Source organism: Streptomyces sp. NPDC000151 (assembly GCF_040301705.1).
Classification (GTDB): domain Bacteria; phylum Actinomycetota; class Actinomycetes; order Streptomycetales; family Streptomycetaceae; genus Streptomyces.
Genome location: NZ_JBEPFC010000027.1, coordinates 26,217 through 51,019 on the forward strand (window position 1 = coordinate 26,217; position 24,803 = coordinate 51,019).

The following is a 24,803-nucleotide window of genomic DNA, read 5'->3' on the forward strand; positions in this document are numbered from 1 at the left end:
AAACGGATCGAGATGTCTGACCGTTATGCGGAACCCCCGCCGACCTCTCTGCCGCCCCCTCCGCCGACCTCTCATCGACGTCATCAGTAACCGGAATAAAGAATTCCGACTTCAATGCGCCGGGTCGCCGCGGCGCACGCAGAACGAACCGGCGCCGATGACGGCAAGGCCATCGGCGCCGGCAGGCACGGAGTTCTCCGGTGATTCGCCGCCCGGTCAGGAACCTTCGGGCGACGCCCCGTCGCCGGGCGAGCCCAGCCGGGGCAGGAAACGGTCACCGTCGAGCGACTGCAGGGCTTTCGCCATCGTGCGCACGTGAATCTCTTTTTCCTGACGCTCGAACATCAAGGACAGTGCGTCCCGCAGCGCCCGCGTCTCGGAGACGAGTGCCTGCGCGGCCCTGAGCGCCGTGTACGTACCCTTCGTCTGCGTGGGGTTGGCGTCGCCCAGCCGTTTCAGAACAGCCACATAAGCATCCACGACCTTGGACTCGGCCTCGGTGAGAGCCGGAATCTTGGGACCTTCGGGGAACATCACGGACGCGACCGCCTGCCTGCACTCGTCTTGATCACTCAGTCGGGAGATCGGCCCGGCTACTGGACGTTACGCGGCACCACGACCTGGTCCACGATCCCGTAATCACGGGCCATCTCGGCCGTCAGGATCTTGTCGCGCTCGATGTCCTCGCGGACCTTCTCGATCGGCGCGTCGGAGTGCTTGGAAAGCATCTCTTCCATCTGCGACCGCATACGCAGGATTTCATTGGCCTGGATCTCGAGGTCGGAGACCTGGCCGCGACCGGTTTCGGTGTACGGCTGATGAATCAGCACCCGGGCGTTGGGCAGCGCCAGCCGCTTTCCGGGGGTACCCGCCGCCAGCAGAATGGCCGCACCGGAGGCCGCCTGCCCCAGACAGACCGTCTGGATGTCGGGCTTGACGTACTGCATGGTGTCGTAGATCGCGGTCAGCGCGGTGAAAGAGCCGCCCGGGCTGTTGATGTAGAGCGAGATGTCCCGGTCCGGGTCCATCGATTCCAGGCAGATCAGCTGGGCCATGATGTCATTGGCCGAGGCGTCGTCGAGCTGCACACCCAGGAAGATGATGCGCTCCTCGAAGAGCTTGGCGTACGGATCGTACTCACGGACACCCTGCGAGGTGCGCTCCACAAAGCGCGGGACCACATAGCGCGCCTCGGCCTGGGGCAGTCGGGCGCGAGCATCGGAAAGATTGCTGGAGTTCACAGTACCGTCCTGTTGCAGAAGCGGAAAATAGCCTGGCGAGAAGTCGAACAATTCAAACAGAGAGACGTAGTTCACGCCTTTACGTCAAAAAGTTCACGTCTTTACAGCAAAAGCGTTTTCGACGGCCCGCTCGATGATGGGCGCGATCTCTCCCAGCCGGGCGTCGTCCATCATCGTGTAGTGCGTGCCGTCGGCCCAGGCGACGGTCGCCGGGCGGCCGGTCACCTCGGACCAGCCGAGGCACTCCGGCGCCGCGTTCCAGCCGGTTTCGTCCCGCGCCCGGATCACCAGGAGCGGCGCCGAACAGGGCCTGGCCTGCCAGCTGTTGTCGAAAATCCCCTGGTGCCAGCGGTAGATGTCCCAGAAGGGGCGCAGATCCTGGCCCGTGAGCCCCGGCACGTCATTCGCGACAGCGATCAGGTCCGCCGCGTGGTCGAGAAGCGCGGCGACCGCGGAGTCATCGGCCGAGGAGGCCCCGGCGGAGAATCCGGCGCCGGACATGTCGATCCCGAAGAGCCCGCCCACCTCCGTGGCCAGATCGGTCGTACGGCCCGCCAGCACCTCATGGGTCGCGCTGTCCAGCAGGATCACGCCGGCCGGAGCGACCCCCCGCTCCTCGGCGAGGCGCGCCATCTCCACGGCGACCGGCCCGCTGAAGGACCAGCCGACGAAGACGGGCACCGACCGGGAGTCGGTGGCCAGATACTCCGTCAGGTAGGCGTCCGCGATGCCCTCGATGGACCGGGGACGGCCGGGGTCGATGCCCGTGGCCTGGAAGGCGTAGACGGAGCAGTCCGAACGCAGATGCGGCTGCAGGGCGCGGAACGAGGCGGCCGAACCGCTCGCGGGGTGGATGAAGACCAGGGCGTGCCGCCCACTGGACGCCTTCAGGCAGACCAGGTTTCCGCCCACTTCACACAGCTCCTTGTCGGTCGGGCTCACGGCCGGCCGGCGGGGGCATGGCATGACCCTCCCCCTCAGCAGAAGCGCAAGCGCGTTCGCACGAACGTACAGGATGTACAGGACGTAGGATGGTGATCATGGCTTATGAGATTCCCGTGACGCAAGCCCGGGCCGAACTCGCCGACCTGATCAACCGCGCGGTGTACGGCGGGGAGCGCGTCGTCGTGACCCGCCACGGCAAGCCGCTCGTCGCCCTTGTGTCGGCCGCGGAGTTGGAACAGCTGGACGCCGCGGCTCAGGAGGCGCAGGAAGCCCAGGAGGTACAGGAACGGGTGATCGGGACCGTGTCCTTCGTCTCGGAGGTCCAGTCCCCCGGCGAACAGGGCCAGGGCCGCTTCGGCCTCGTCGCCGAATACGGCTCCCCGTACAACTCCGGCCCTTACGGCCCCTGACAGGGCGCGGCCCTCCCTGGTCCGGAGGGCTCAGCGGCGGGGCAGAACCCCGCAGTACGCGGCCGTAGTACGCGCCCGTAGTACGCACGGAAGCCGCCGGCCACAAGCCGACGACTCCCGTCTCTTCGGTGCGAACAGCACCGGTTCGACCGGTGCTACGACTCGCGGGGACGCTGTCGTTTTCTTTGTCCGCGTCACCTACAAGGGAAAACAGCGCAGCAGCAACCGCCACACCGCAGTCGCCGAGACCGGCTCCAACGTGGTCCGCTCGGAGTCACTCCTGATCACGGCCCACAGCCCGTCGGCGGTGTCGAGGACCCGCAGGGTGCGCGTGTGCGGGGTGCCCGCCGCATCGGGCCACCGCGTCGCCACCTCCCACCACCGCGCACCGTCCGCGGCGGAAGCACCGACCGCCTCCAGCACCGAGTGTCCGGTCAGCGGGCGGCCATCGTGCGGTTCGTTCTCGAACAGCTCCTCGACCTCGGCGGTGGGCAGCGGGACCGCAGCCGCGTCGGGCACCGGCCGGGGCGCGAGCCCGACGACACAGGCCACCGCGGCCGGCATCGACGCCGGGGCCGTGCCGGTCAGTTCCACCAGGTCGTCCGGGGCGTCCAGGAGCAGTGCCGCGGACTCCCCGCCCAGCCAGCCGGCACCGTGCACGCCGCTGCCGTCCGCGGCGGCGCCGTGGACGGAGAGCAGGCACGCCGGGTCGGACATGGCGTCCACCACCGGCGCGACGGCCGGGTGCGGCTTCCCGTCGGCCAGCACCCCGGCCTCCGAAAGCGTACGCAGCCCTTCGCCGTCGCCCCGCTCACCCTCCGCCCAGTCGTAGAAGGCCTCGAACAGTTCCGGGGACAGGCGCAGCCGGCCGCTGTCACCGTCGAAGAGCACCCCGGTCATGTGGGCACCTCCCGAAGACGGAAGCAGCCGGCGACCGAGGCGAACAGGTCCGCCTTCGCGTCGTAGTCGAATGTGGCGGCCGAGGCGGTCACGGTGAACCCCCGGCGCCCCGTCGTCCAGGACCACTGCTCCGCGGTGATGGCCCCGGCCTCGGGAAGGACATGGTGGAACAGCCGTCGCGTGCCGGAACCCATCGGCTCCTCGTCCACCAGCAAGTACTCCTGGAGGTGGTCCTCCAGCGCCCGGCCCACGGCCTGCTGCCACTGCCGTGCGTCCTCGACGTCCTCGGCCGTGACGACGACGTTGGCGCGGAACGCCTCGCCGTCCCCCGGCTCCACGGCGATCAGGGCGACCGGCGGCCCTGGGGATTCCACCGCCTCCCAGTGCTCCGGAAGGGCGATATTGAATTCCCGGTCTTCGTACGGCTGCAGTTCGTTGCTGGTCATGCGTGCTGCCCGGTCCGTTCCCTGATGAAGGCGGCCACCTTTCGCGCTCGGCCCCTGGCCACGTCGAATACATAGGCGCCGCTCGCGGTCCGCACGACCAGCCTGGGGAAGGGCGAACGCATCCAGAATCCCGGTCGTCGGCGACCGTCCGCGCCCGCCCGCGCGGGCACCACCTCGACCCCGGTGAGCTGACCGGCGGGAATCGTCACGACGGTCGGCTTCTGGCGAAGCGAGTCCTCCTGCTTGGTGGCGGCGAAGCCCAACCCCTGCGGATACCAGGCCAGCTTGCCCTCGACCGTTCCCTTGCGCGCGAGCCCGTGACCCTGCTCGTCGGTATCCGGATCGTGCACCCAGCCGCCCTTCCACTGGGCCACGGGCTCGGACACATCCCCGAATCTCTTCCCTATCTCTTCCTGACTGAGCAGGGTAGGAGTCTGTGCTGCGCAGGAATCCACCAAGGTCCCCAGAGCGCCCTGAGGCTGCGCGCCCTTGAAATCCTTCTTGTACTCGCCTCGGCGGAACCAACGGGGGCCCCACCATTTCGGGAGACCGAAGAACCCGGCGAGCAGGACCAGGAAGTGCAGAGCGCTGATGAAGGCGAAGGGGAGAACCACCAGCTTGGGGAGACCGAAGAGATAGTAAATCCCGCCCCCGAGCATCACGAAGGCAAAGAGGGGAATGCCGATGAGCGCCAGTTGCGGACCACGATCGATCACTGCCCAGGAACGGGCCTGCCGCGTACGACCGAGCCAGCACCACACCGTGTAGACAGATCCGAGACCGCCGACGACGGTTGCGGGAAGTCCCTGTATACCCCAGGACTTGGCGTGACTGGTTTCTAGGTAGACGCCCAGAAAAACCAAAGCCATCACGACCACTGGCGACCTCGCTGAAAAGATCGACAGGGTCCGCCGGCGCGCCACGATTACATCACTTCCCAATAATTCCGTTAATCCAGTCTCCGGCCGCACTGCCGAGGCCAGAACCTGCGGCAGCACCGACAAGACCACCCACCACCGCGCCCACCGGCGCGCCGACTCCGCCGAATGCGGCGCCTACCGCGGCACCGGCCGCTGCGCCGCCTTCCGCACCCGCCCACGTGCCGCCGGTCGTCGCGGCGGATTTGACCCCGGTGCGGGCGACGCGCTTCCCGGTGGACATGTTGGGGTCCTGGGAGTCCTGGCCCCACTGGCTCAGCCCCGAGGTAACAGCGGTGAGTCCCATACTCACCTTGCCGCCCCACTTGCCAACGGTCGCCCACTTGTTCCGGCTTGCGGCGGCATAGCTCTTGGCCTGCCAGTTCGTGCTCCACATGCGCCGGTAGGTGTTCTTCCACAGCGGCTCGTTCTTCCACGGCAGATAGCCGTACCTGCCGCCCGGCAGATATCCCCTGGGGGCGAACCTGCCGTACTTGTAGTAGCTCGCCCACGACACGCCGGCACCGAGCCCCGTCGTCCCGTAACCACCGAACCCCAGGTACTGACGCCCCTGCTCGGCCCAGTTGGTTCCGGGGCCGTCGTTCGTGGCATTGATCTTGTCAACGGCGGTCTGACTGGCCTCGTCATGGGCGGCGACCTTGACGCGTACGGCGGAGGTAATGCGATCGTTCTCCTCGACCAGGTCCGGCTTGTGCCGCCAGCCCTCGCCCAGCGGCTTCGCCTTGGCGACCAGACTCTCGGCATCGCGCTTCAGCTGCTTGAGCGACTTCTTTATCGGCGCACCGGCGTCAACGTACCCCTGCAGGACATCAGCGACGGTCTGGGCGGCCTCGGCGACCTTGCTCGCCTGCTGCTTGACGGGAATCAGCTTTTCAGCGAGGACCGCGCCGTTCGGCGCAAGGTAATTCAGGCCGACACCTGCTGCCCACGCACCGTCGATTTTCCCGCCGCGGTGCTCCATTCCAGAGGCGGCCCTCCGGATCGTCCGGACCTCCGCCTCCACATCCCCGAAGTGCACGTCGTCCAGGGAAGGGATCTCCTCCGGGTCGATCAGCGTGTCCGTCATTTAACGACCACCCTGCCCGAGCCAGCCGTTTTCTGAAGAATTCACCCCGCCCATTCCCTGGTTCGCGTTGCTTCTCATCTCGTCGTCCCCCTCCCCGAATATGCTGGTTGCCCGTCCGGCGCCGTCCACCGTGCACGCCACCCTGGACGACATGATGCCGGTCTTCTGTTGGACGTCCCCCGCGAACCTGGCCAGGGCCTCGGCGATCGGGCCGCCGCTCGCCGACCCCGCACCGTCGAGCGCGTCGAGCAGTGTCCGGACATCCGAGTCGAGGTCGTTGCCGTGGCGGGTGGCCTTCTGACCGGTTTCATTCATTCCGCTCGGCGAAATGTCGAACTTCATGACTCACCCCTCAGCCGATCCCGCCCGCCACGCTTTTGGTCTGCTGATGCGCGGGCCGGGCAGTGCCATCGTTCTTTTGCAGCGGCGAATTGACCAGACGAATGATGGAGTGAACTTCGCTCGCCGACTTGTTCCTGCGCTGTTCCGTGCCGTGGTACTGGCCCGAGACGCCGCCCGCCGGAATCCGGCCATCGCGGCCTTTCCTTACCGGTCTTGGCGCGCCGCTCAGCGAGTCGAGACCCGCGATGACACCGTGGAGGTTCGATTGCACCCCGCCCGATGCACCGGCGCCGTGGCTCCGCCGCCCCCTCATTACCCAACTCGCGCCCTCTCCCCCTTGGCCGTGGCCCCGTTCCCGTAGGTGTAAGCCCGTAGGTGTAGCCCGTAGGCGTATCAGCGCCCACCGTCGCTGCCACCTGCTCAACTCGCGCTACCGATCCCGCCACCCGGACCGACCGCCCAGCCCCGCAGACAAGGAAACATTCCCGCCCGACTGCACGCCCAGCCACGTAGAGCACGCGCGACACACAGCCAGGCGAACAAAGCTACCCATAGACGCATGCAGACTCAATCGACCTCCAGGCAGCGAAGTGCGCCTCACGCCGCGGCACGGCGCACGATGCGGGCGCATAGCGCGGACGTTGTCTCTCCTCGGCTTCCTGGCGGAGGTCTGCCGTCGTAGGGTCGCCAGGGGCTGTGCATGACTTTGCAGGCGTTTGTGGTGATCATTCGGAGTTCGCGGAGGTCCCGGAGTACCGGGTAGCCGTGCGGGCGGGTGACGTCCCATCTGTAGGCGTCGGCGAAGCGCTGATAGTGCGCCTTTTCGTATCCGAAGCGCCGACAGTCGACTTCAACTCCCCGGCGAGGAACCCAGCCGGGCGCAGCAATGAGGCGCGGTCTCCAGTCCTCACGCCGACGTGTTCAAGGAATCCCGGCTGTCGCAGCGGCGGCAGAGGTCAGTCGGAGGTGACCGGCAGTACGTCGGGTGACAGTGCCGACGCCCGTGCGGAAGCGCTCGTCATACGGCGGCGATGGTGGCGTCGGCACAGAACCTCATAGCCGACGACCTCCGTCGCCATATCCACATCTCCCACCACGACCTGCTCGCCCTCGACGACCATCTCGCCGCTCAGCGTACGAGCGTTGTGCGTGGCCCGGGCGCCGCACCAGCACATCGCCTCGACCTGCAGCGCCTCCACCCGGTCCGCCAGCTCAAACAGTCGCTGCGACCCGGGGAACAGCTTCGTGCGGAAGTCCGTGGTGATACCGAAGGCAAAGACGTCCAGGTCCAGATCGTCCACGATCCGGGCCGCCTGGTCGATCTGCTCCGGCAACAGGAACTGGGCCTCGTCCACGATGACGTAGTCGACCCTGCCGCCCCGCGACATGCGGTCCACGACGAACCCGTACAGATCCATCCCAGGCGTCGCCTCCACCGCGTCGGTGGTCAACCCCAAGCGCGACGACAGCTTGCCCTCACCCGCACGGTCATCCCGCGTAAAGATCACACTCTGCAGGCCACGGGCCGAACGGTTGTGCACGATTTGCAGCGCCAGAGTCGACTTTCCGCAGTCCATCGTGCCGCTGAAGAACACCAGTTCAGCCATGGGGGGTTGTTGCCTTTCGGGCGCGTCGGGGCCTGCCGACGGCAATCGGGTCGTATGGGGTGGAGGGCTCGGATGGGTGCGGTTTCGGCTCCCGCTGTCTCCGAGGAGGGCGGTTCGGGCCCCGAGAAGAGCGGTTCGGGCGCCGTACCGTTTCAGCCACCGCTTCCCCCGTTGGGGGGGACGCAGGACCCCTGCTCAACACAGTAACGGGTGCCACTGACAGCGCGGACGGAGCACGTCACGTACAGACTTCCGGCCGGGCGGAGCACCCGCGTGCGGGTTCCGCACAGTGCGCGTCACGGGGTGGGCTCTCCGGCGGAGTGCGTCAGGTGCGGACTTCCAGGAGGGGGACGAGTTGTTCGATCGGGGTCATGGAGCCGTGCATGCCGACCATGGCCGATTCGCGGGGTTCCTTCTCGCTCGCGATGATCACCATGTCGGCATGGGCGGCGGCCACCACATCACCGATTCTGCCCCGTACCCGGTCGTCGACGCGTGGCCCGAACCACCCCGCGGCGATCGCCTCCTCGCGGCCGGCCACCCACATCTGTTCGCCGACCACCTCGCGCCAGACCGCGAGCACGTCGTCGGCCGCGCCCGGATGCGCGTACACATGGCGGCAGCGGCCCTCGCCGCCCAGCAGCCGTACGCCCGCGCGCAGTTCCCAGTCCTCGTCGAAGTCGACGCGGGACTCCGGGTCGAACGGGATGTCGATCATGCCGTGGTCTGCGGTGATGTACAGGGCCGAGCGCGGCGGCAGCTGTTCGGCGAGCCGCTCCGCGAGCCGGTCGACGTACATCAGCTGGCCGCGCCAGGCGTCAGAGTCGACGCCGTAGCGGTGGCCCTTGCCGTCCACCTCGGAGTAGTACGTGTAGACGAGCGACCGGTCGCCGGCGGCCAGTTGTTCGGCGGCCAGGTCCATGCGGTCCTCGCCGGAGAGGCGGCCGTGGAAGGTGCCGCCGCTGAGCGCGATCTCGGTGAGCGGGGTGCGCTCGAAGTTCGGCGCGGAGACCTGGGCGGTGTGGATGCCCGCCGCGTGCGCCTGCTGGAAGACCGTGGGGTACGGCTGCCAGGCGTACGGGTCGGTCCACGGCTGCCAGCGCAGCTGGTTCATCAGCGCGCCGGTGTCGGGGTCTTGGACGGTGTATCCGGCGAGGCCGTGTGCGCCCGGTGGCAGGCCCGTGCCGACCGAGGCCAGGGAAGTGGCCGTGGTGGACGGGAAGCCGGCCGTCATGGGCAGCCCGGTGCCGTTCATGGACGTGCCGAGCAGCGAGGTCAGGAAGGGCGCCTCGTCCGGGTGGGCGCGTAGCAGCTCCCAGCCCAGGCCGTCGACGAGGAAGACGCAGGCGCGGTCGGCGGGCGCCAGCTCCAGGCTCGTCGGCTGCGCGTGCGCCAGGCCCTGGCCCGCGGTGATGGCGGGCAGGAGGTCGCAGAGCGCCCCCGTGCCGTAACGGGGCACCGGCGCGGTGGCGAGGTCCAGCGGCTCGGGCCAGGCGGACGCCGGGTCGACGGCGAAACCCGTCATCAGCGGGCGGCCGATGCGGCGGTGGCTTCGGAGAGCGCCTGGGCGAACGCGAGCGTCTGCCGGACGGTGTCCGGGCCGTCGCCGGCCTCGCTGACCCGCAGCGAGAGGTCGTCGGCGGTGGAGGAGCCGGTGTAGCCGTGGTCGGCCTCGCAGTTCGGGTCGCCGCAGCTGGCGGGCTCCAGGTCGAGCCGGGCGACGGCGCCCCAGCCGATGGTCAGCACGACCTCGCGGGGCAGCTGCCCCGGGGTGTACGACTCCGGGTTGGCCACGACGCGGCTGAGCACGACGGAGGAGATCCGGCCGAGCTTCACCGACTCGGTGGAGGTGGTCGCGTACGGCGTCGGCGACGTGGCGTCCGCGGCCTGCTCGTCGGTGTGGCTGACGATGAAGCGGGTGTCGGTGAGGACCAGCACCGTGACGTGGCGGCGCACTTCGTTCGCGTCGAAGGTGGTCTCCTGGTGGACCAGGTACGACACCACCGGCTCGCCGCCCACCGCGGCCTGCACCGCCTCGGCCACGAGTGCCGGGTAATAGCCGCTGCGCTCGATCGCCGCGCGCAGCCCCTGGGTCGTCGTACCGGTCTTAGCCATGCCGTCCATCCTACGGGGCGCCGGGGCCGCCACGGGCCGCAGGCGGCGGGCCGGGCTCAGTACGCAGGGAGGCGGCGCGGGCCGAGGTCGGTGGTGGCCGGGGGGCGGGCGAGGCGGACGGCGGCGCCGAGGACGGCGAGGCCCTGAGGGGCGACGACGACCGGTTCCAGGTCGATGCCGACGACCTCGGGGTGGTCGTCGACGAGCCGGGAGACGCGCAGCAGCAGTTCCTCCAGCGCGGCGCTGTCCACGGGCTGGGAGCCGCGCCACCCGAAGAGCAGCGGCGCGGTCCGGATGGAGCGGATCTGCTCGGCGACGTCGCGGTCGGTGGCGGGGATGAGGCGGTGCGCCATGTCGCCGAGGAGCTGGGAGGGGGCGCCGGCCAGGCCGAAGGAGAGGACGGCGCCGGCCGCCGGGTCGATGGAGGCGCGGATCACCGTGTCCACGCCGCGCGGCACCATCGCCTGCACCACCGGGCGCAGCTCTTCGGGCTTCCCGAGGAAGTCGGTCAGCTCCTCATAGGCGCGGCGCAGGGCGCGCTCTCCGGGGAGGTCGAGGCGCACACCCCCGAGGTCTGCGCGGTGCCTCAGGTGCGGCGCCGTGGTCTTCAGGGCGACGGGGTAGCCCAGGGACTCGGCGGCGCGTACGGCGGCGTCCGGGTCGGGTGCGGGGAGCGCGGCGCGGACGCGGATGCCGTAGCGGCCGAGCAGGGCGGCGGCCTCGTCGGGCGGCAGGGCCACGGAGCGGTGCGGCTCGGTGTCGGCGGTGAGCTCGTCGAGGAGCCGGTCGATGTCGGCGCCCGCTGCGGCCTCCTGGATGTCCTCGTACTCGGGGACCTTGCCCGGTACGGCGGACTCGCGGCGCCAGGCCGCGTACCGGACGGCCTCCGCGAGCGACCGGACGGCCCGCTCGGCCGAGGGGTAGGCGGGGATGCGGGGCGGGCCGGGGCGCGCCTCCTCCTTGTCCTGCGCTGCCTTCGTGTCCCGCGCCGCCTCCGGATGCAGCGCCGGCTCCGCTTGCGGCGCGGGCTCCTCTGTCGAGGCTGTCGCGCCCGTCGTCCCCGTCCCCGAGAGCGCCCCCGCCAGCTCCTCCATCGCCAGGTGGACGACGGTGACGGGCTTGGCGGGGCCCTCGGCCGCGGCCTCGCGCAGGGCCGTGGCGAGGGCCGCGATCTCCTCCGGGTCCGCGCTGCTGCCCTCGGCGACCCAGGGGATGGCGGTGAGGACGACCGCGTCGATGCGGTCGTTGGCCAGAGCCCGGGCCAGCGCCGCGCGGAAGTCGGCGGTCGTGGCGGCGAAGGGCAGCACATGGGGGCGCTGCGGGCGCAGCCCCTCGGTGAGGCACGCGTCGTACGCCAGGAGAGCGAGCGCTTCGGAGTTGCCCAGGATCGCCACCCGGGGGCCGGCGGGCAGCGGCTGGGAGGCCAGCAGCAGCCCCGCGTCGATCAGCTCGGTGAGGGTGCCGACCCGGATGACGCCGGCCTGCCGCATGAGCGCGGAGACGGTGGAGTCGGGTACGCGGGTGGTGGGGACGGTGTGGCCGAGCGGGACGGTGCCGCTGTGCCGGGCGCCCTTGACGACCACGACGGGCTTGGCGGCGGCGGTGCGGCGGGCGAGCCGGGTGAACTTGCGCGGGTTGCCGATGGACTCCAGGTACAGCAGCGCGACGTCCGTGTCGGGGTCCTCGTACCAGTACTGGAGCAGGTCGTTGCCGGAGACGTCGGCGCGGTTGCCGGCGGATACGAAGGTGGAGACGCCGGCGATCGCGCCGTCCCCGGGGCCGCGCTCCTGGAGGGCGCTGAGCAGGCCGATGCCGATCGCGCCGGACTGGGTGAACAGGCCGACGCGGCCCGCACCGGGCAGCCGGGGCGAGAGGGAGGCGTTGAGGCGGACGGCGGGCGCGGTGTTGATCAGCCCGAACGCGTTCGGGCCGACCAGCCGCATGCCGTACGAGCGGGCCTGGCGCAGCAGTGCGCGCTGCTTCTCGCGCCCTTCGGGTCCGGCCTCCGCGTAACCGGAGGTGAGGACGATCAGCCCCTGTACGCCGTGCTCGCCGCAGTCGCGCACGACATCGGGGACGTGCGCGGCGGGCACGGCGACGACGGCCAGGTCGACGGGGCCGGGGATGTCCCGGAGGGAGCGGTGGGCCGGTACGCCCTCCGGGTCCAGCGTGCTGCCGCCTTCGGGGAAGGCGTGGTTGACGGCGTACGTGCGGCCGGTGAAGCCGGAGTCGAGGATGTTGCGGAGGGCGGAGCGGCCGACGCCTCCGGGGGCGCGCCCCGTACCGATGACGGCGATCGACCCGGGGGCGAGCAGCCGCTGTACGGAGCGGGCCTCGGCGCGGTGCTCGCGGCCGCGCATGACGGCGACGGACTGCTCGGTGGGCTCCAGGTCGAATTCGAGGCGGACGACGCCGTCCTCGAAGGTGCGCTTCTGGGTGTATCCGGCGTCCGTGAACACCTTGATCATCTTGGTGTTGGCGGGCAGCACCTCGGCGGCGAAGCGCCGGATGCCGCGCTCGCGCGCGACCGCGGCGGCGTGCTCCATGAGCGCGGAGGCCACGCCGCGGCCCTGGTGCGCGTCCTGCACGAGGAAGGCGATCTCGGCCTGGTCGGCGTCGGGGCCGGTGGCGGGCCGGCCGTCGGCGTTGATGCGGTCGTACCGGACGGTGGCGATCATCTCGCCGCCCACGAAGGCGGCGAGCCCGACCCGGTCCACGTAGTCGTGGTGGGTGAAGCGGTGCACGTCGCGGTCGGAGAGCCGGGGGTAGGGCGCGAAGAAGCGGTAGTACTTCGACTCGTCGGAGACCTGCTCGTAGAAGGAGACCAGGCGCTCCGCGTCGTCCGGGGTGATGGGGCGGATCCGGGCGGTGCCGCCGTCACGCAGCACCACGTCGGCTTCCCAGTGAGCGGGGTAGGCGGCGGCATCCGACGACGTCTCCATGCGGACAGCGTACGACCGTGTGCGTATCCGGGGGCGGCCGAAGCGTCCGGGGCGCCTCGGGGACGACCGTACGTGCTCCGGGGCGGGACGGTGCGTACGACCGGGTCTCAGCATGCGTACAGCCTGGGCGTGACGCAGGCTTGGACTTCTAGGATCCGAGCGCTCACGGGGGCTGGGCACACCGGACCACCGGTGCCCGCGTGAGAGACTGGTCTAGACAACTTTCCCTACCCGAAGGGCAACACCATGGCTGAGCGCCGCGTCAATGTCGGATGGGCCGAGGGTCTGCACGCCCGCCCCGCCTCGATCTTCGTCCGTGCGGCCACCGCTTCCGGCGTGCCGGTCACGATCGCCAAGGGTGACGGCAACCCCGTCAACGCCGCCTCCATGCTCGCGGTCCTGGGCCTGGGCGCCCAGGGTGGCGAGGAGATCGTGCTGGCTTCGGACGCCGACGGCGCCGACGCCGCGCTGGACCGCCTGGCAAAGCTCGTCTCCGAGGGCCTCGAGGAGCTCCCGGAGACGGTCTGACCCTTCGGGCAGACCGGCGGCCGTACGCCGCCCGGTACCGCCGTCACGGCCCCGCCACAGTGACCCGCACACGGGTCATGGGCGGGGCCGTTCGCATTGCACGGAATTCCCCGCTTTCCCGTCGGCCGGGATCCGACGCAAAAGACATTCGGGCGCACGCAATCAGGTACGCACAATCGGGCCCACGCAAAAGTAATTCGGGCACGGCGGAGCAGGGGTACGGAATTCCCCAGGAGTTGTATACGGCAGCGGTGTTAATTCCGGACGCGCGCCGTGTTTACGGACCGTTTCACTTCCCTCACCGCCGGCGCCGGACGGCGCAGCCGGTGGGCGGGCAGCGCGTGCTCCACATGGGCGGCGGTCAGTGCGCGGGCGCGCTCGGCGTCGCCGCGCGCCACCGCGTCCACGATCGCGCCGTGCTCCTGCCAGGACCGGTCCGCCTCACCGGGCGACGGCTGGTCCAGGTCGATCGCGTACACCCAGTCGATCTTGCGGCGCAGCTGGGTGAGCAGCGCCGTCATGCTCGCGCTGCCGGACGCCTGGGCGAGCGTCTCGTGGAACCAGCAGTCCAGTTGCCGCAGGTCGGCGGCGCTGCCGTGGCGGGCCCTCGCACGCCCCAGGCGGACCAGGCCGCGCAGTACCTTCAGATGGGCGGCCGAGCGGCGGGCCGCGGCGCGGGCGGCGCCCAGGGGCTCCAGGAGGAGGCGGATGTCCAGGAGGTCGGCGGCCTCCTGCTCGGTCGGCTCGGCCACACACGCGCCCGCGTGCCGCCGCGTGGTGACGAACCCCTCGGACTCCAGCGTGCGCAGCGCTTCGCGTACGGGGACGCGGGAGACGCCGTACCGGGACGCGAGCAGTTCCTCGATCAGCCGGGAGCCGGGCGGGAACGTTCCGGAGACGATGTCGTCGCGAATCGCCGTGCAGACCGCATGCGCCGAAATGTTCCCTCGCATCGTCCGTGCCTCCGCCGTAATCCTCTGGAAACGCCGTCCGGGCGGCGCCTTTTCCGTGACTCTATGACACCGGACCGGCATTTCCGATGGCCGTCACGAATTCATGGATATTTTTTGGCCAATGGGCGGGAGTTCCGGGGAGGCGGGGACGGGAGCGCAACGGGAGCGCATACGGAGACGCCGAAGCCCCGGCCGGGGGCCGGGGCTTCGGGTGGTACACGGGGAACGCCGTACGGTGCGCGGCCCCTCAGAGGCTCGGGTCCCTCAGACGCTGACGCCGTGCGAACGCAGGTACGCGATCGGGTCGATGTCCGAGCCGTACTCCGGGCCGGTGCGCGCCTCGAAGTGCAGGTGCGGGCCGGTGGTGTTGCCGGTGTTGCCGGACAGCGCGATCTGCTGGTTCGCGGAGACCCGCTGGCCCACGGAGACGCCGATGGACGACAGGTGGCCGTACTGGGTGTAGGTGCCGTCGTTCATCTTGAGGACGATGTTGTTGCCGTACGCGCCGCCCCAGCCGGCCTCGACGACCGTGCCCGCGCCGACGGCGTGGACGGCGGTGCCGGAGGCGGCGTGGAAGTCGATGCCGGTGTGGCTGCCGGAGGACCACAGGCCGCTGGACGCCTTGTACGGGGTGGAGACGTAGCTGCCGGCGATCGGCGCGACGAAGCCACTGGCGCTGAGCGTGGTACGGGCGTCGGAGCGCGAGGCGCGCTTCTCCGCCGCCTTCTTCTTGGCGGCGGCCTTCTTCTCGGCCGCCTCGGCCGCGGCCTTGCGCTGAGCCTCCTGGGCCTTCTTCTTGGCGGCCTCGGCGTTCTTGACGGCGGCGTCCTCGACCTGCGTACGGGCGGCGGCGACCTCGGCGGCCTCCTCCTGCGCGTCGGCCTGGGCCACGATGTTGTCGGCGACCCGGTCGCCGGTGTCGGCGATGGCGCGGGTCAGGCCGGTGTCGGTGGCGGCCGGGTCCTCGGCGGCGGCCAGCGCCGGGGAGGCGATGGACACGACGACACCGGTCGCGGCGGCTATGCCGGCGATGTTGCGGGTGGTCCGGGCAGCACGGCCGGGGCGGCGGTGCTTGCCGGTGGCACGGGTGAACGCCATGACCGGCGCACTCCTTTCCTTCCTTCTCGCCTACCGGGTTAGCTGACGGGTTCGGAGCAGGAAGGTCTCCTACGGCGGCCTCCGGAGAGGACGCCGATTCACCCCAAGGGGACATGTGGGTCCCCGGCTCCCCTGGCTCGCGCCGTACGGGGACTCGGCGATGACTGTCCGGCGGCCGCGGGCGCGGCGCAGTTCTGACGAACAGCCGGACCGACGCTAAAGGGGACATCTCGCGATCAGCAAACAGAATCGAGAGTTTGTGCCGGACGCCACACGGGGCGGAGGCAACCACCTACAGCATTCCGGACAAAAACGAAGATCCCGGGCCGCTTTGGCGGCCCGGGACCCTTTATGTCCTGCTATGTGAGCGGCGTTGGCACGGTTCAAGACACCCAGTGACGGGACCGGTACGACGCGTTCCGGCCCGTCCTTCCGCCGTACCGCGCAGGCGAATTCACCACCGCAACCGCCCCGGGACGGCGCCGGTCCGCGACCGCCGCCGGCCCGCCCCGCGTCAGCCCGTGACGACCGACACCTCGCCGATGCCCAGCTTCCGCACCGGCTCCGCGATCTGCGCGGCATCGCCCACCAGGACCGTGACGAGCCGGTCCACCGGGAAGGCGCTGACCGCGGCGGCGGTCGCCTCGACCGTGCCGGTCTCGGCCATGCGCCGGTACAGCTCCGCCTGGAAGTCGTCGGGGAGGTGCTGCTCGACCTGGTCGGCCAGCGTCCCGGCGACGGCGGCGGCCGTCTCGTACTTCAGCGGCGCCACGCCGACCAGATTCTGCACCGCCACGTCGCGCTCGGCGTCGGTCAGGCCCTCGGCGGCCAGCGTCCGCAGCACCTTCCACAGGTCCTCCAGCGCCGGACCCGTGGACTCCGTGTCCACCGAACCGCTTATGGCCAGCATCGCCGCGCCCGTGCCGTCACCGGAGGAGCGCAGCACCTGCCCGAAGGCCCGTACGCCGTAGGTGTAGCCCTTCTCCTCGCGCAGCACGCGGTCCAGGCGGGAGGTGAGCGTGCCGCCCAGGCAGTACGTGCCGAGCACCTGGGCGGGCCAGACGCGGTCGTGCCGGTCGGCGCCGATGCGGCCGATCAGCAGCTGCGTCTGGACGGCGCCGGGCCGGTCGACGATGACCACACGGCCGCTGTCGTCGGCGGTGATGGGGGAGGCGGCCACCGGCTCGGCGGCGGAGCCGGTCCACGCGCCCAGGGTCTCCTCCAGCGCCGCGTCGAGGTCCACCCCGGTGAAGTCGCCGACGATGACGGCGGTGGCCGTGGCGGGGCGTACGTGCGCCTCGTAGAAGGCGCGGACAGCGGCGGCGTCGATGCGCGCCACCGTCTCCTCGGTGCCCTGGCGCGGCCGGGACATCCGGGAGGTGGCCGGGAACAGCTCCTTGGAGAGGGCCATCGCGGCGCGCCGGGCCGGGTTGGCCAGCTCGTGCGGGATCTCGTCCAGGCGGTTGCGCACCAGGCGCTCGACCTCGCTGTCCGGGAAGGCCGGGGCGCGCAGGGCGTCGGCGAGCAGGCCGAGCGCCTTCACGAGGCGGGAGGCCGGCACCTCCAGGGAGACGCGGAGGCCGGGGTGGTCCGCGTGCGCGTCCAGCGTGGCGCCGCAGCGCTCCAGCTCGGCGGCGAACTCCTCGGCGTCGTGCTTGTCGGTTCCCTCGGAGAACGCCCGCGCCATGATCGTGGCGACGCCGTCCAGGCCCTCGGGCTCGGCGTCCAGCGGCGCGACGAGGTTGATCTCGACGGCCACGACCTGCTGGCCCGGGCGGTCGGCGCGCAGCACCGTCAGGCCGTTGCCGAGCGCGCCGCGCACCGGGGCCGGGAACGCCCACGGCTTCGGCTGCCCGGCCTGCGGCTGCGGGTGGAAGGTCATGGTCGGGGTCACGGCGTCGGTCACTGGGCCGCCTCCTCGGTCTTGGTCTCGGTGTCGTTCTGGACGGCGGCCGCGGCGGGCTCCGGCTCCCCGGCGGCCGCGGCCTCGGCCCCGGCGGGCAGGGTCGGCTCGTAGACCAGCACCGCGCGGTTGTCGGGGCGCAGCCGGGCGGCGGCGACCGCCTGCACCTCGTCCGGGGTGATGTCCAGAACGCGCTGTACGGCGCTCAGCGCGAGCTGCGGGTCGCCGAACAGCACCGCGTACCGGGCCAGTTCGTCCGCGCGCCCGGCGACCGTCTCCAGGCGGTCCAGCCACTCGCGCTCCAACTGGGCCTGCGCGCGCTCCATCTCCTCGGCGGTCGGGCCCTCCTCGGCGAAGCGCTTCAGCTCCTCGTCGACGGCCCGCTCGATGGCGGGCACCTCGACGCCGTGCGAGGTCTTCACGTCCAGCCAGCCCAGCGAGGGCGCGCCCGCCAGGCGCAGCAGGCCGAAGCCCGCCGCGACGGCGCTGCGGTCGCGGCGCACCAGGCGGTTGTAGAGCCGGGAGGACTCGCCGCCACCCAGGATCGTCAACGCGACGTCCGCGGCATCAGCCTCACGGGTGCCGTCGTGCGGCAGCCGGTACGCCGCCATGAGGGCGCGCGAGGGCACCTCCTCCTCGACGACCTCGCGCAGCTCCCGGCCCATGATCTCGGGCAGCGAGCCGTCCCGCGGCGGCTGCTTGCCGTCGTGGCCGGGGATGGAGCCGAAGTACTTCTCCACCCAGGCGAGGGTCCGCTCGGGGTCGATGTCGCCCACGATGGACAGCACGGCGTTGTTGGGCGCGTAGTACGTGCGGAAGAAGTTCCGCGCGTCCTCCAGGGAGGCGGCGTCCAGGTCGGCCATGGACCCGATGGGCGTGTGGTGGTACGGGTGGCCCTCGGGGTAGGCCATCGCCGTCAGCTTCTCGAACGCGGTGCCGTACGGCACGTTGTCGTACCGCTGGCGGCGCTCGTTCTTCACCACGTCGCGCTGGTTCTCCAGCGACTCGTCGTCCAGTGCGGCCAGCAGCGAACCCATCCGGTCCGCCTCCAGCCACAGGGCGAGCTCGAGCTGGTGGGCGGGCATGGTCTCGAAGTAGTTCGTCCGCTCGAAGCTCGTGGTGCCGTTGAGCGAGCCGCCGGCGCCCTGCACCAGCTCGAAGTGACCGTTGCCCTTCACCTGCGCCGACCCTTGGAACATCAGGTGCTCGAAGAGGTGCGCAAGGCCCGTACGGCCCTTCACCTCGTGGCGGGAGCCGACGTCGTACCACAGGCAGACCGCCGCGACGGGGGTCAGGTGGTCCTCCGAGAGCACCACGCGCAGGCCATTGGCCAGCCGGTGCTCGGTTGCTGTCAGGCCGCCGGAGCCGGCTTGTTCTGTGGCCGTGTGACCCATGGGCATGTACGTCCCTTCGATCCGCTTGCGAGGAAGTTCTGTCACTGTATGCAAGCGCGTCGGCATCTGGCGAAGTTCCCGTCCGGCGCTCCCGCCGGTAGGAGATTCCCCGGATCGGGGCGCTCCGCACCTGCGTTCCGCTCTGGTGTTCGCCGCCTGTCGCGCGGTTTCCGGGCCCGGCACGGCCGTCGTCCGCGGGGCTTCGGCGGGGCTCCAGCGGGGTCCCGGCGGGGCTCCGGAGGCGGGTGACGGCCGGTGCGCAGGGGCGCTACGGACGGGTCGCGGTCGGCGATGTCAGTGCGGCGGTCCACAATGGTCCGCGACAGGTTCGGCCGTTGAGCGCGCCGGAGCACGGCAGATCCCGGCAGACTCAGCCGTCGGGCCTGCCCCGGCAGGGGACGCGAGCACCGCGCCGACCTGCCGGTCCAGCAGACGCCGTAGCCGTAAGCGAAGCAGAGTTCGAGCGAAGGAGCCGCAGCCGCGATGGCCCGCCGCAGCACGAAGACCCCGCCGTCAGGGGGCACACCGGAGCCCCAGGACTTCGAGGAGCGGATCCTCGACATCGACGTCGTCGATGAGATGCAGGGTTCCTTCCTGGAGTACGCGTATTCGGTCATCTACTCGCGCGCCCTGCCCGACGCACGCGACGGCCTCAAGCCCGTACACCGCCGCATCCTGTACCAAATGAACGAGATGGGCCTGCGCCCCGACCGCGGATACGTGAAGTGCGCCCGCGTCGTCGGCGAGGTCATGGGTAAGCTCCACCCGCACGGCGACGCGTCCATCTACGACGCGCTGGTGCGCATGGCGCAGCCCTTCTCCATGCGGCTGCCGCTGGTCGACGGCCACGGCAACTTCGGTTCGCTGGGGAACGACGACCCGCCGGCGGCCATGCGGTACACCGAGTGCCGGATGGACTCCGCGACGTCGCTGATGACGGAGTCCATCGACGAGGACACCGTCGACTTCCAACCGAACTACGACGGCCAGGAGCAGGAGCCCGTCGCCCTCCCGGCGGCGTATCCGAACCTCCTCGTCAACGGCGCCTCCGGCATCGCCGTCGGCATGGCGACGAACATGCCGCCGCACAACCTCGGCGAGGTCATCGCCGCCGCCCGGCACCTCATCAAGCACCCGAACGCCGACCTCGAAACGCTGATGCGGTACGTCCCGGGCCCCGACCTGCCCACGGGCGGCCGCATCGTCGGCCTCTCCGGCGTCCGGGACGCGTACGAGAAGGGCCGCGGCAGCTTCAAGATCCGCGCCACCGTCGCGGTGGAGAACGTCACGCCGCGCCGCAAGGGCCTGGTCGTCACCGAACTGCCCTTCACGGTCGGCCCCGAGAAGGTCATCTCCAAGATCAAGGACCTGGTCGGCTCGAAGAAGCTGCAGGGCATCGCGGACGTCAAGGACCTCACCGACCGCGAGCACGGCCTCCGCCTGGTCATCGAGATCAAGAACGGCTTCCACCCCGAAGCCGTCCTCGAGACGCTCTACAAGCTCACTCCCATGGAGGAGTCCTTCGGCATCAACAACGTCGCGCTGGTCGACGGCCAGCCGCTGACGCTGGGCCTGAAGGAGCTCCTGGAGGTCTACGTCGACCACCGCTTCACCGTCGTACGGCGGCGCAGCGAGTTCCGCCGCAGCAAGAAGCGCGACCGCCTCCACCTCGTCGAGGGCCTGCTCACCGCGCTGATCGACATCGACGAGGTCATCCGCCTCATCCGCTCCAGCGAGAACAGCGCGGAGGCCAAGCAGCGGCTGATCGAGCGCTTCGGGCTGAGCGACATCCAGACGCAGTACATCCTCGACACCCCGCTGCGCCGTCTCACCAAGTTCGACCGCATCGAGCTGGAGTCCGAGCGCGACACCCTCCGCGCCGACATCGAGAAGCTGACCAAGATCCTCGATTCCGACGCCGAGCTGCGCAAGCTGGTCTCCTCCGAACTGGCCTCGGTCGCCAAGAAGTACGGCACCGAGCGCCGCACGGTCCTGCTGGAGTCCTCCGGCGCGGCCGCTGCCGCCGCGGTGCCGCTGGAGGTCGCCGACGACCCCTGCCGCGTCCTGCTGTCCTCCACGGGGCTGCTGGCGCGTACGGCGGGCGGCGAGGGCTCCTTCGACACCGACGCCAAGCGTGCCAAGCACGACGTCATCGTCTCCGCCGTCCCGGCCACGGCCCGCGCCGAGGTCGGCGCGGTCACCTCCGCCGGGCGGCTGCTGCGCCTGTCGGTGATCGACCTGCCGCAGTTGCCGGAGACGGCCGCCACACCCAGCCTGTCCGGCGGCGCGAAGATCTCCGAGTTCCTCACCCTCGACGACGGCGAGGAGCTGGTCTGCCTGACCACCCTCGACGAATCCTCACCCGGCCTCGCCCTCGGTACGGAACAGGGCGTGGTCAAGAGAGTGGTGCCGGACTACCCGGCGAACAAGGAGGAGTTGGAGGTCATCTCCCTCCGGGACGGCGACCGCGTCGTCGGCGCCGTCGAGCTGCGCACCGGCGAGGAGGACCTGGTCTTCATCAGCGACGAGGCCCAACTGCTCCGTTACCCGGCCGCGCAGGTACGTCCGCAGGGCCGCGCCGCCGGCGGCATGGCCGGCATCAAGCTCGCCGAGGGCGCGAAGGTCATCTCCTTCACCGCCGTCGACCCGGCCGCCGACGCGGTGGTCTTCACCGTCTCCGGCTCCCACGGCACGCTGGACGACTCCATCAGTACTGCCAAGCTCACCCCCTTCGACCAGTACCCGCGCAAGGGCCGGGCGACCGGCGGCGTCCGCTGCCAGCGCTTCCTGAAGGGCGAGGACCATCTCACCCTGGCCTGGGCCGGCGCCGCCCCGGCCCGCGCCGCGGACGCCAAGGGCAGCCCGGTGCCGCTCCCGGACCCGGACCCGCGCCGCGACGGCTCGGGCGTCCCGCTCACGAAGAAGGTGGCCACGCTGGCGGGGCCGGTGTAGGGACGTCCGCCCCGCCCCTGGCTCGGTTCTCGGCGCCGTACGTCACTTCGGTGGCGTGCGGTGCCGAGGCTTTCGGTGGCGTGCGGCGCCGGGCCCGGGGGCCCCAGGGGTGTCGCTTACGCGTCCTTCATGTGCGCCCCTGCGAAGGTCTCGTCCTCCTCCGTCGTGTCCGGTTCCTCATCGGAAGCGGACGACGGTACGTACCGCAGCACTCCCCACATCGTGTGCGGGTCGGTCTCCTCGGGCGCGGTGTCGCGGCAGGCGTCCAGCTCCTTCCGCAGCGCCGGAGCGTCGATACCGGACCCGATGAGCACGAGCTGCGTCAGCCGCTCCTCCCCCTCGGCCCACGCCCCGGGATAGAACCGCAGAAAACCACCCACCGCGTGCACGGTGAACTTCTGCCCGCTCCCCGCCACCCCGAAGTGCACGAACCCCTTGATGCGGTACAGCCCGGCAGGCCGCGCGTCCAGGAACTCCATCAACCGCCGCGGGTGCATCGGCTCGGCCGAGGTGAACTCCACGGTGTCGTAACCGGCGTGCAGGTGACGTCGGTTCCCGTGTCCGCGTCCGTGTGCGTGTCCGTCACAGCTCCCGTCACCGGCACTCCCTCCGTGCGCCGCACACTCCTCGTTCTCCTCGTGCTCGTCGTTCTCGTCGTGTTCCTCGTGCTCGACCTCCTCCCTGAGCAGGTCCTCGAAGGACAGCTGTCCCTCGGCCACGCCTTCCCGGGGCCGGCGCTCGAAGAGCAGCTCCGGGTCGATGCGTCCGTACGCCGCGGGCACGACAGGCGTACCGGGCGCCAGCTCGCCGAGGGTGCCCAGCAGCTCCGCTCGCCGGGCGTCGCCGATCCGGTCGGCCTTGTTGAGGACCACCAGGTCCGCGATGGCCAGGTGCCGGTCCAGCTCCGGGTGGCGAGCGCGCGTGCCCTCGAACTCCGCCGCGTCGACCACCTCGACCAGCCCGCCGTACACGATCCGGTCGCTCTCGCTCGCGAGGATCATCCGGATCAGTTCCTGCGGCTCGGCCAGGCCACTGGCTTCGATGACGATGACGTCGATATGGGAGGACGGGCGCGCCAGCCGCTCCAGATACGTGTCCAGCTCGCTCGTGTCGACCGCGCAGCACAGGCAGCCGTTCCCCAACGACACCATCGAGTCGACCTGGCCCGCGACCAGCATCGCGTCGATCTCGATCGCCCCGAAGTCGTTGACGACCGCGCCGATCCGGGTGCCGCCGCTCCGGCTCAGCAGGTGATTGAGCAGGGTGGTCTTGCCGGACCCGAGGAACCCGGCGAGCACGACGACCGGGATCTGCCGCGGCACGGAGTCCCCGGCGGTCGGAGCCGGGTCCGAGCCCGGCCCCGGGCCCGTCCCCGGGCCCGCCGCCTCTCGGACAATCTCCTGTTCCCGGGCATCCGGGGCACGGGTGGCCGCGGCAGGAGTGGCCGGGCCAGGAGTGGCCGGGTGCTGCGTACTGGTCAAGGGGGCGCCTCCAGCGTGTCCGGTCGGTCCGCGTACGCCTGCCGGCTTCGGCCGCGGCGTACGTCGATCGAGCGTGGCGGGCACGGACCCGGCAGGCAGCGGTCGCTGCGGAGCGCATTGCTGCCCGGAGGACCTGGACGATCTTCAGGCCCGTCGCCCGCTCCAGGATATTGGCGCCATGTCCGGCTCCCGAGCCATGCCCCGCTCCCGAGCCACGTCCGGGTGCCGAGCCACGTCCCGCTCCCGAGCCACGTCCCGATCCCGAGGCGCCCAAGCCGCGCCCCGCTCCCGAGGCGCGCCGGCCCTCCCCGGATGCGCGGCCAGTATCGGCTCCGCCCGCTGGATGCCCGGCAAGACACCGCCCGGCAGGAGACCGGTGACGGGGCCAACCCGAAGCGCCCCGGCGAGGACCGGCCATTGCCGGCCCGCTGCCCGTCGGCGTCGCAGCCCGCAGGTTAGGGTCGCCTATGTGAGTACCTGTGCAACCGCTTCCCGCATGGCGGCCGAACCCCTGGCCGGTACGGCGGCCACCGCCCGGACCTGGCTGCTCGTCGAGCAGAGCGGCCCCTGGGGTGCCAAGGCGCTCACCGACAGCCACCTCGACCCGGCCGTCGGCCGCGCCCTGGAGGCCGCCGCCGCGGACACCGGTGTACGCGTCGCCCTGATCCGCCGCCCCGGCCGGCACGCCGACCGCGGGGCGAGCACGCCGCGCCGGGTCTTCCTCGCGCACACCGCCCCCGGCCGCTCCTGGATCCGTACGGCACGGATCGCCGACCCCGGCACGCTTCTCGACCTGGACTTCGCGGCGCTGGGCGCGGGTGCGCACGGCGATCTCTGGGAGCCGTACACCGGCCCGCCGCCGGTCCTCGTGTGCACCAACGGAAAGCGCGACCGCTGCTGTGCCGTACTGGGCCGGCCGCTCGCCGCGGAGCTGGCGGCGGACGGCATGGAGGCGTGGGAGGTCACGCACATCGGTGGTCATCGCTTCTCCCCCACGCTCTTCGTGCTGCCGTACGGATACGCGTACGGCCGGGCAGCGGCGCCGCTCGTCAAGGACGCCGTCGTCGCGGCGCGCGAGGGCCGGGTCGTCACCGACCACTGCCGCGGCCGTTCCACCTGGGACCGCCCGGCGCAGGCCGCCGACCTCGCCGTCCGCGATCTGATCGGCGAGGACCGCGCCGACGCCCTCGACGTCACCGGGATCGAGGCCCGCTCCTCCGGCGAAGGAACGCCTCCTTTCTGGGTCCTCACGCTCGCCCACGCCGACGGCCGCGTCTGGCGCGTCACCGTCGAGCAGCGCGCCGGCGACACCGCCACCCCGGCCAGCTGCGGAGCCTCCGCCATTCCTCCCGCACTCATGTCCGTCACAGACATCACTGCCCTCACCCCCGCCATCGCCGTCACACGATCGTCACGTTCCGTGACCACGACTGAAGATTAGAGCGATTCCGCCCGGCCGTGGCGGGCCTGTGGATAACTTTCGGCGGGGCCGTCGGCGACCGCGCGGGCCCGGTGATTACCCGAGCCACCGTCGTCCCGCTT

General features: G+C 70.9%; 22 protein-coding genes and 1 riboswitch. Of the genes, 4 read left to right on the forward strand and 18 right to left on the reverse strand.

All coding sequences use genetic code 11. The features are described from left to right. Positions 1-216: 216 nt before the first annotated feature. The 3 genes from ABT381_RS11435 to ABT381_RS11445 form a co-directional block, all read right to left on the reverse strand. Positions 217-534, reverse strand: a complete 318-nt coding sequence (locus ABT381_RS11435) for a hypothetical protein (protein WP_351591350.1) — start codon at positions 532-534, stop codon at positions 217-219. A gap of 59 nt (positions 535-593) precedes the next feature. Next, entirely contained in the window at positions 594-1,259 is a 666-nt protein-coding gene (locus ABT381_RS11440; RefSeq protein WP_467754708.1) for an ATP-dependent Clp protease proteolytic subunit, read from the reverse strand. A 75-nt stretch (positions 1,260-1,334) separates the two neighbouring features. After that, positions 1,335-2,153, reverse strand: coding sequence for a thioesterase domain-containing protein (locus tag ABT381_RS11445; protein ID WP_351591287.1), 819 nt, complete (start codon positions 2,151-2,153; stop codon positions 1,335-1,337). Positions 2,154-2,281: 128 nt separating this feature from the next. Here ABT381_RS11445 and ABT381_RS11450 point away from each other — a divergent pair, with 128 nt between their 5' ends. Continuing rightward, entirely contained in the window at positions 2,282-2,596 is a 315-nt protein-coding gene (locus ABT381_RS11450) for a type II toxin-antitoxin system Phd/YefM family antitoxin (RefSeq protein WP_351591289.1), read from the forward strand. Between the two features lie 198 nt (positions 2,597-2,794). On the opposite strand, the gene ABT381_RS11455 is transcribed toward ABT381_RS11450, so the two are convergent. The 10 genes from ABT381_RS11455 to ABT381_RS11500 form a co-directional block, all read right to left on the reverse strand. Further along, positions 2,795-3,496: a hypothetical protein gene (locus ABT381_RS11455; RefSeq protein WP_351591291.1), complete on the reverse strand. Its 702-nt coding sequence runs from the start codon at positions 3,494-3,496 to the stop codon at positions 2,795-2,797. Next, positions 3,493-3,942, reverse strand: coding sequence for a hypothetical protein (locus ABT381_RS11460; protein ID WP_351591294.1), 450 nt, complete (start codon positions 3,940-3,942; stop codon positions 3,493-3,495). The genes ABT381_RS11455 and ABT381_RS11460 overlap by 4 nt, the downstream gene beginning before the upstream one ends. After that, positions 3,939-4,946, reverse strand: a complete 1,008-nt coding sequence (locus ABT381_RS11465; protein ID WP_351591297.1) for a hypothetical protein — start codon at positions 4,944-4,946, stop codon at positions 3,939-3,941. The genes ABT381_RS11460 and ABT381_RS11465 overlap by 4 nt, the downstream gene beginning before the upstream one ends. Next, the gene (locus ABT381_RS11470; RefSeq protein ID WP_351591299.1) at positions 4,873-5,946 is read right to left on the reverse strand and encodes a hypothetical protein; all 1,074 of its coding nucleotides are present in this window, start codon (positions 5,944-5,946) and stop codon (positions 4,873-4,875) included. The genes ABT381_RS11465 and ABT381_RS11470 overlap by 74 nt, the downstream gene beginning before the upstream one ends. Further along, a complete protein-coding gene (locus ABT381_RS11475) occupies positions 5,947-6,288 on the reverse strand; it encodes a DUF6507 family protein (protein ID WP_351591302.1) in 342 nt (113 codons plus the stop codon). A 10-nt stretch (positions 6,289-6,298) separates the two neighbouring features. Then, entirely contained in the window at positions 6,299-6,601 is a 303-nt protein-coding gene (locus ABT381_RS11480; RefSeq protein WP_502965702.1) for a hypothetical protein, read from the reverse strand. Between the two features lie 643 nt (positions 6,602-7,244). After that, positions 7,245-7,895: a thymidine kinase gene (locus ABT381_RS11485; RefSeq protein WP_351591308.1), complete on the reverse strand. Its 651-nt coding sequence runs from the start codon at positions 7,893-7,895 to the stop codon at positions 7,245-7,247. 325 nt (positions 7,896-8,220) lie between these two features. Further along, positions 8,221-9,420, reverse strand: a complete 1,200-nt coding sequence (locus ABT381_RS11490) for an alkaline phosphatase family protein (protein WP_351591311.1) — start codon at positions 9,418-9,420, stop codon at positions 8,221-8,223. Continuing rightward, the gene (locus ABT381_RS11495; RefSeq protein ID WP_351591314.1) at positions 9,420-10,010 is read right to left on the reverse strand and encodes a DUF5998 family protein; all 591 of its coding nucleotides are present in this window, start codon (positions 10,008-10,010) and stop codon (positions 9,420-9,422) included. Before ABT381_RS11495 ends, ABT381_RS11490 begins: the two co-directional genes overlap by 1 nt. A gap of 56 nt (positions 10,011-10,066) precedes the next feature. Then, positions 10,067-12,952, reverse strand: a complete 2,886-nt coding sequence (locus tag ABT381_RS11500; protein WP_351591317.1) for a bifunctional acetate--CoA ligase family protein/GNAT family N-acetyltransferase — start codon at positions 12,950-12,952, stop codon at positions 10,067-10,069. A gap of 246 nt (positions 12,953-13,198) precedes the next feature. Here ABT381_RS11500 and ABT381_RS11505 point away from each other — a divergent pair, with 246 nt between their 5' ends. Next, complete coding sequence (locus ABT381_RS11505; protein WP_030260828.1) at positions 13,199-13,480, forward strand: HPr family phosphocarrier protein; 282 nt, start codon at positions 13,199-13,201, stop codon at positions 13,478-13,480. A gap of 254 nt (positions 13,481-13,734) precedes the next feature. Here ABT381_RS11505 and ABT381_RS11510 read toward each other — a convergent pair whose 3' ends face one another. From ABT381_RS11510 to ABT381_RS11525, 4 genes are all read right to left on the reverse strand, one after another. Further along, complete coding sequence (locus ABT381_RS11510) at positions 13,735-14,433, reverse strand: GntR family transcriptional regulator (protein ID WP_351591320.1); 699 nt, start codon at positions 14,431-14,433, stop codon at positions 13,735-13,737. Positions 14,434-14,697: 264 nt separating this feature from the next. Beyond that, the gene (locus ABT381_RS11515; RefSeq protein WP_351591323.1) at positions 14,698-15,531 is read right to left on the reverse strand and encodes a M23 family metallopeptidase; all 834 of its coding nucleotides are present in this window, start codon (positions 15,529-15,531) and stop codon (positions 14,698-14,700) included. 12 nt (positions 15,532-15,543) lie between these two features. Next, a riboswitch (cyclic di-AMP (ydaO/yuaA leader) is annotated at positions 15,544-15,701 on the reverse strand. Between the two features lie 344 nt (positions 15,702-16,045). Further along, entirely contained in the window at positions 16,046-17,413 is a 1,368-nt protein-coding gene (locus tag ABT381_RS11520) for a M16 family metallopeptidase (RefSeq protein ID WP_351591356.1), read from the reverse strand. A gap of 20 nt (positions 17,414-17,433) precedes the next feature. Further along, the gene (locus ABT381_RS11525) at positions 17,434-18,828 is read right to left on the reverse strand and encodes a M16 family metallopeptidase (protein WP_351591359.1); all 1,395 of its coding nucleotides are present in this window, start codon (positions 18,826-18,828) and stop codon (positions 17,434-17,436) included. Between the two features lie 483 nt (positions 18,829-19,311). On the opposite strand from ABT381_RS11525, the gene ABT381_RS11530 reads away from it, so the two are divergent. Then, positions 19,312-21,780 (forward strand): DNA gyrase/topoisomerase IV subunit A, encoded by a 2,469-nt coding sequence (locus tag ABT381_RS11530; RefSeq protein WP_351591326.1) that lies wholly within the window; start codon positions 19,312-19,314, stop codon positions 21,778-21,780. A 116-nt stretch (positions 21,781-21,896) separates the two neighbouring features. Here the strand turns inward: ABT381_RS11530 and ABT381_RS11535 are convergent, their stop codons facing one another. Next, the gene (locus tag ABT381_RS11535) at positions 21,897-23,102 is read right to left on the reverse strand and encodes a CobW family GTP-binding protein (protein ID WP_351591329.1); all 1,206 of its coding nucleotides are present in this window, start codon (positions 23,100-23,102) and stop codon (positions 21,897-21,899) included. Between the two features lie 628 nt (positions 23,103-23,730). Here ABT381_RS11535 and ABT381_RS11540 point away from each other — a divergent pair. Beyond that, on the forward strand, positions 23,731-24,702 hold the full coding sequence (locus ABT381_RS11540; protein ID WP_351591332.1) for a ferredoxin family protein: 972 nt from the start codon (positions 23,731-23,733) through the stop codon (positions 24,700-24,702). The last annotated feature ends 101 nt before the right edge of the window (positions 24,703-24,803 follow it).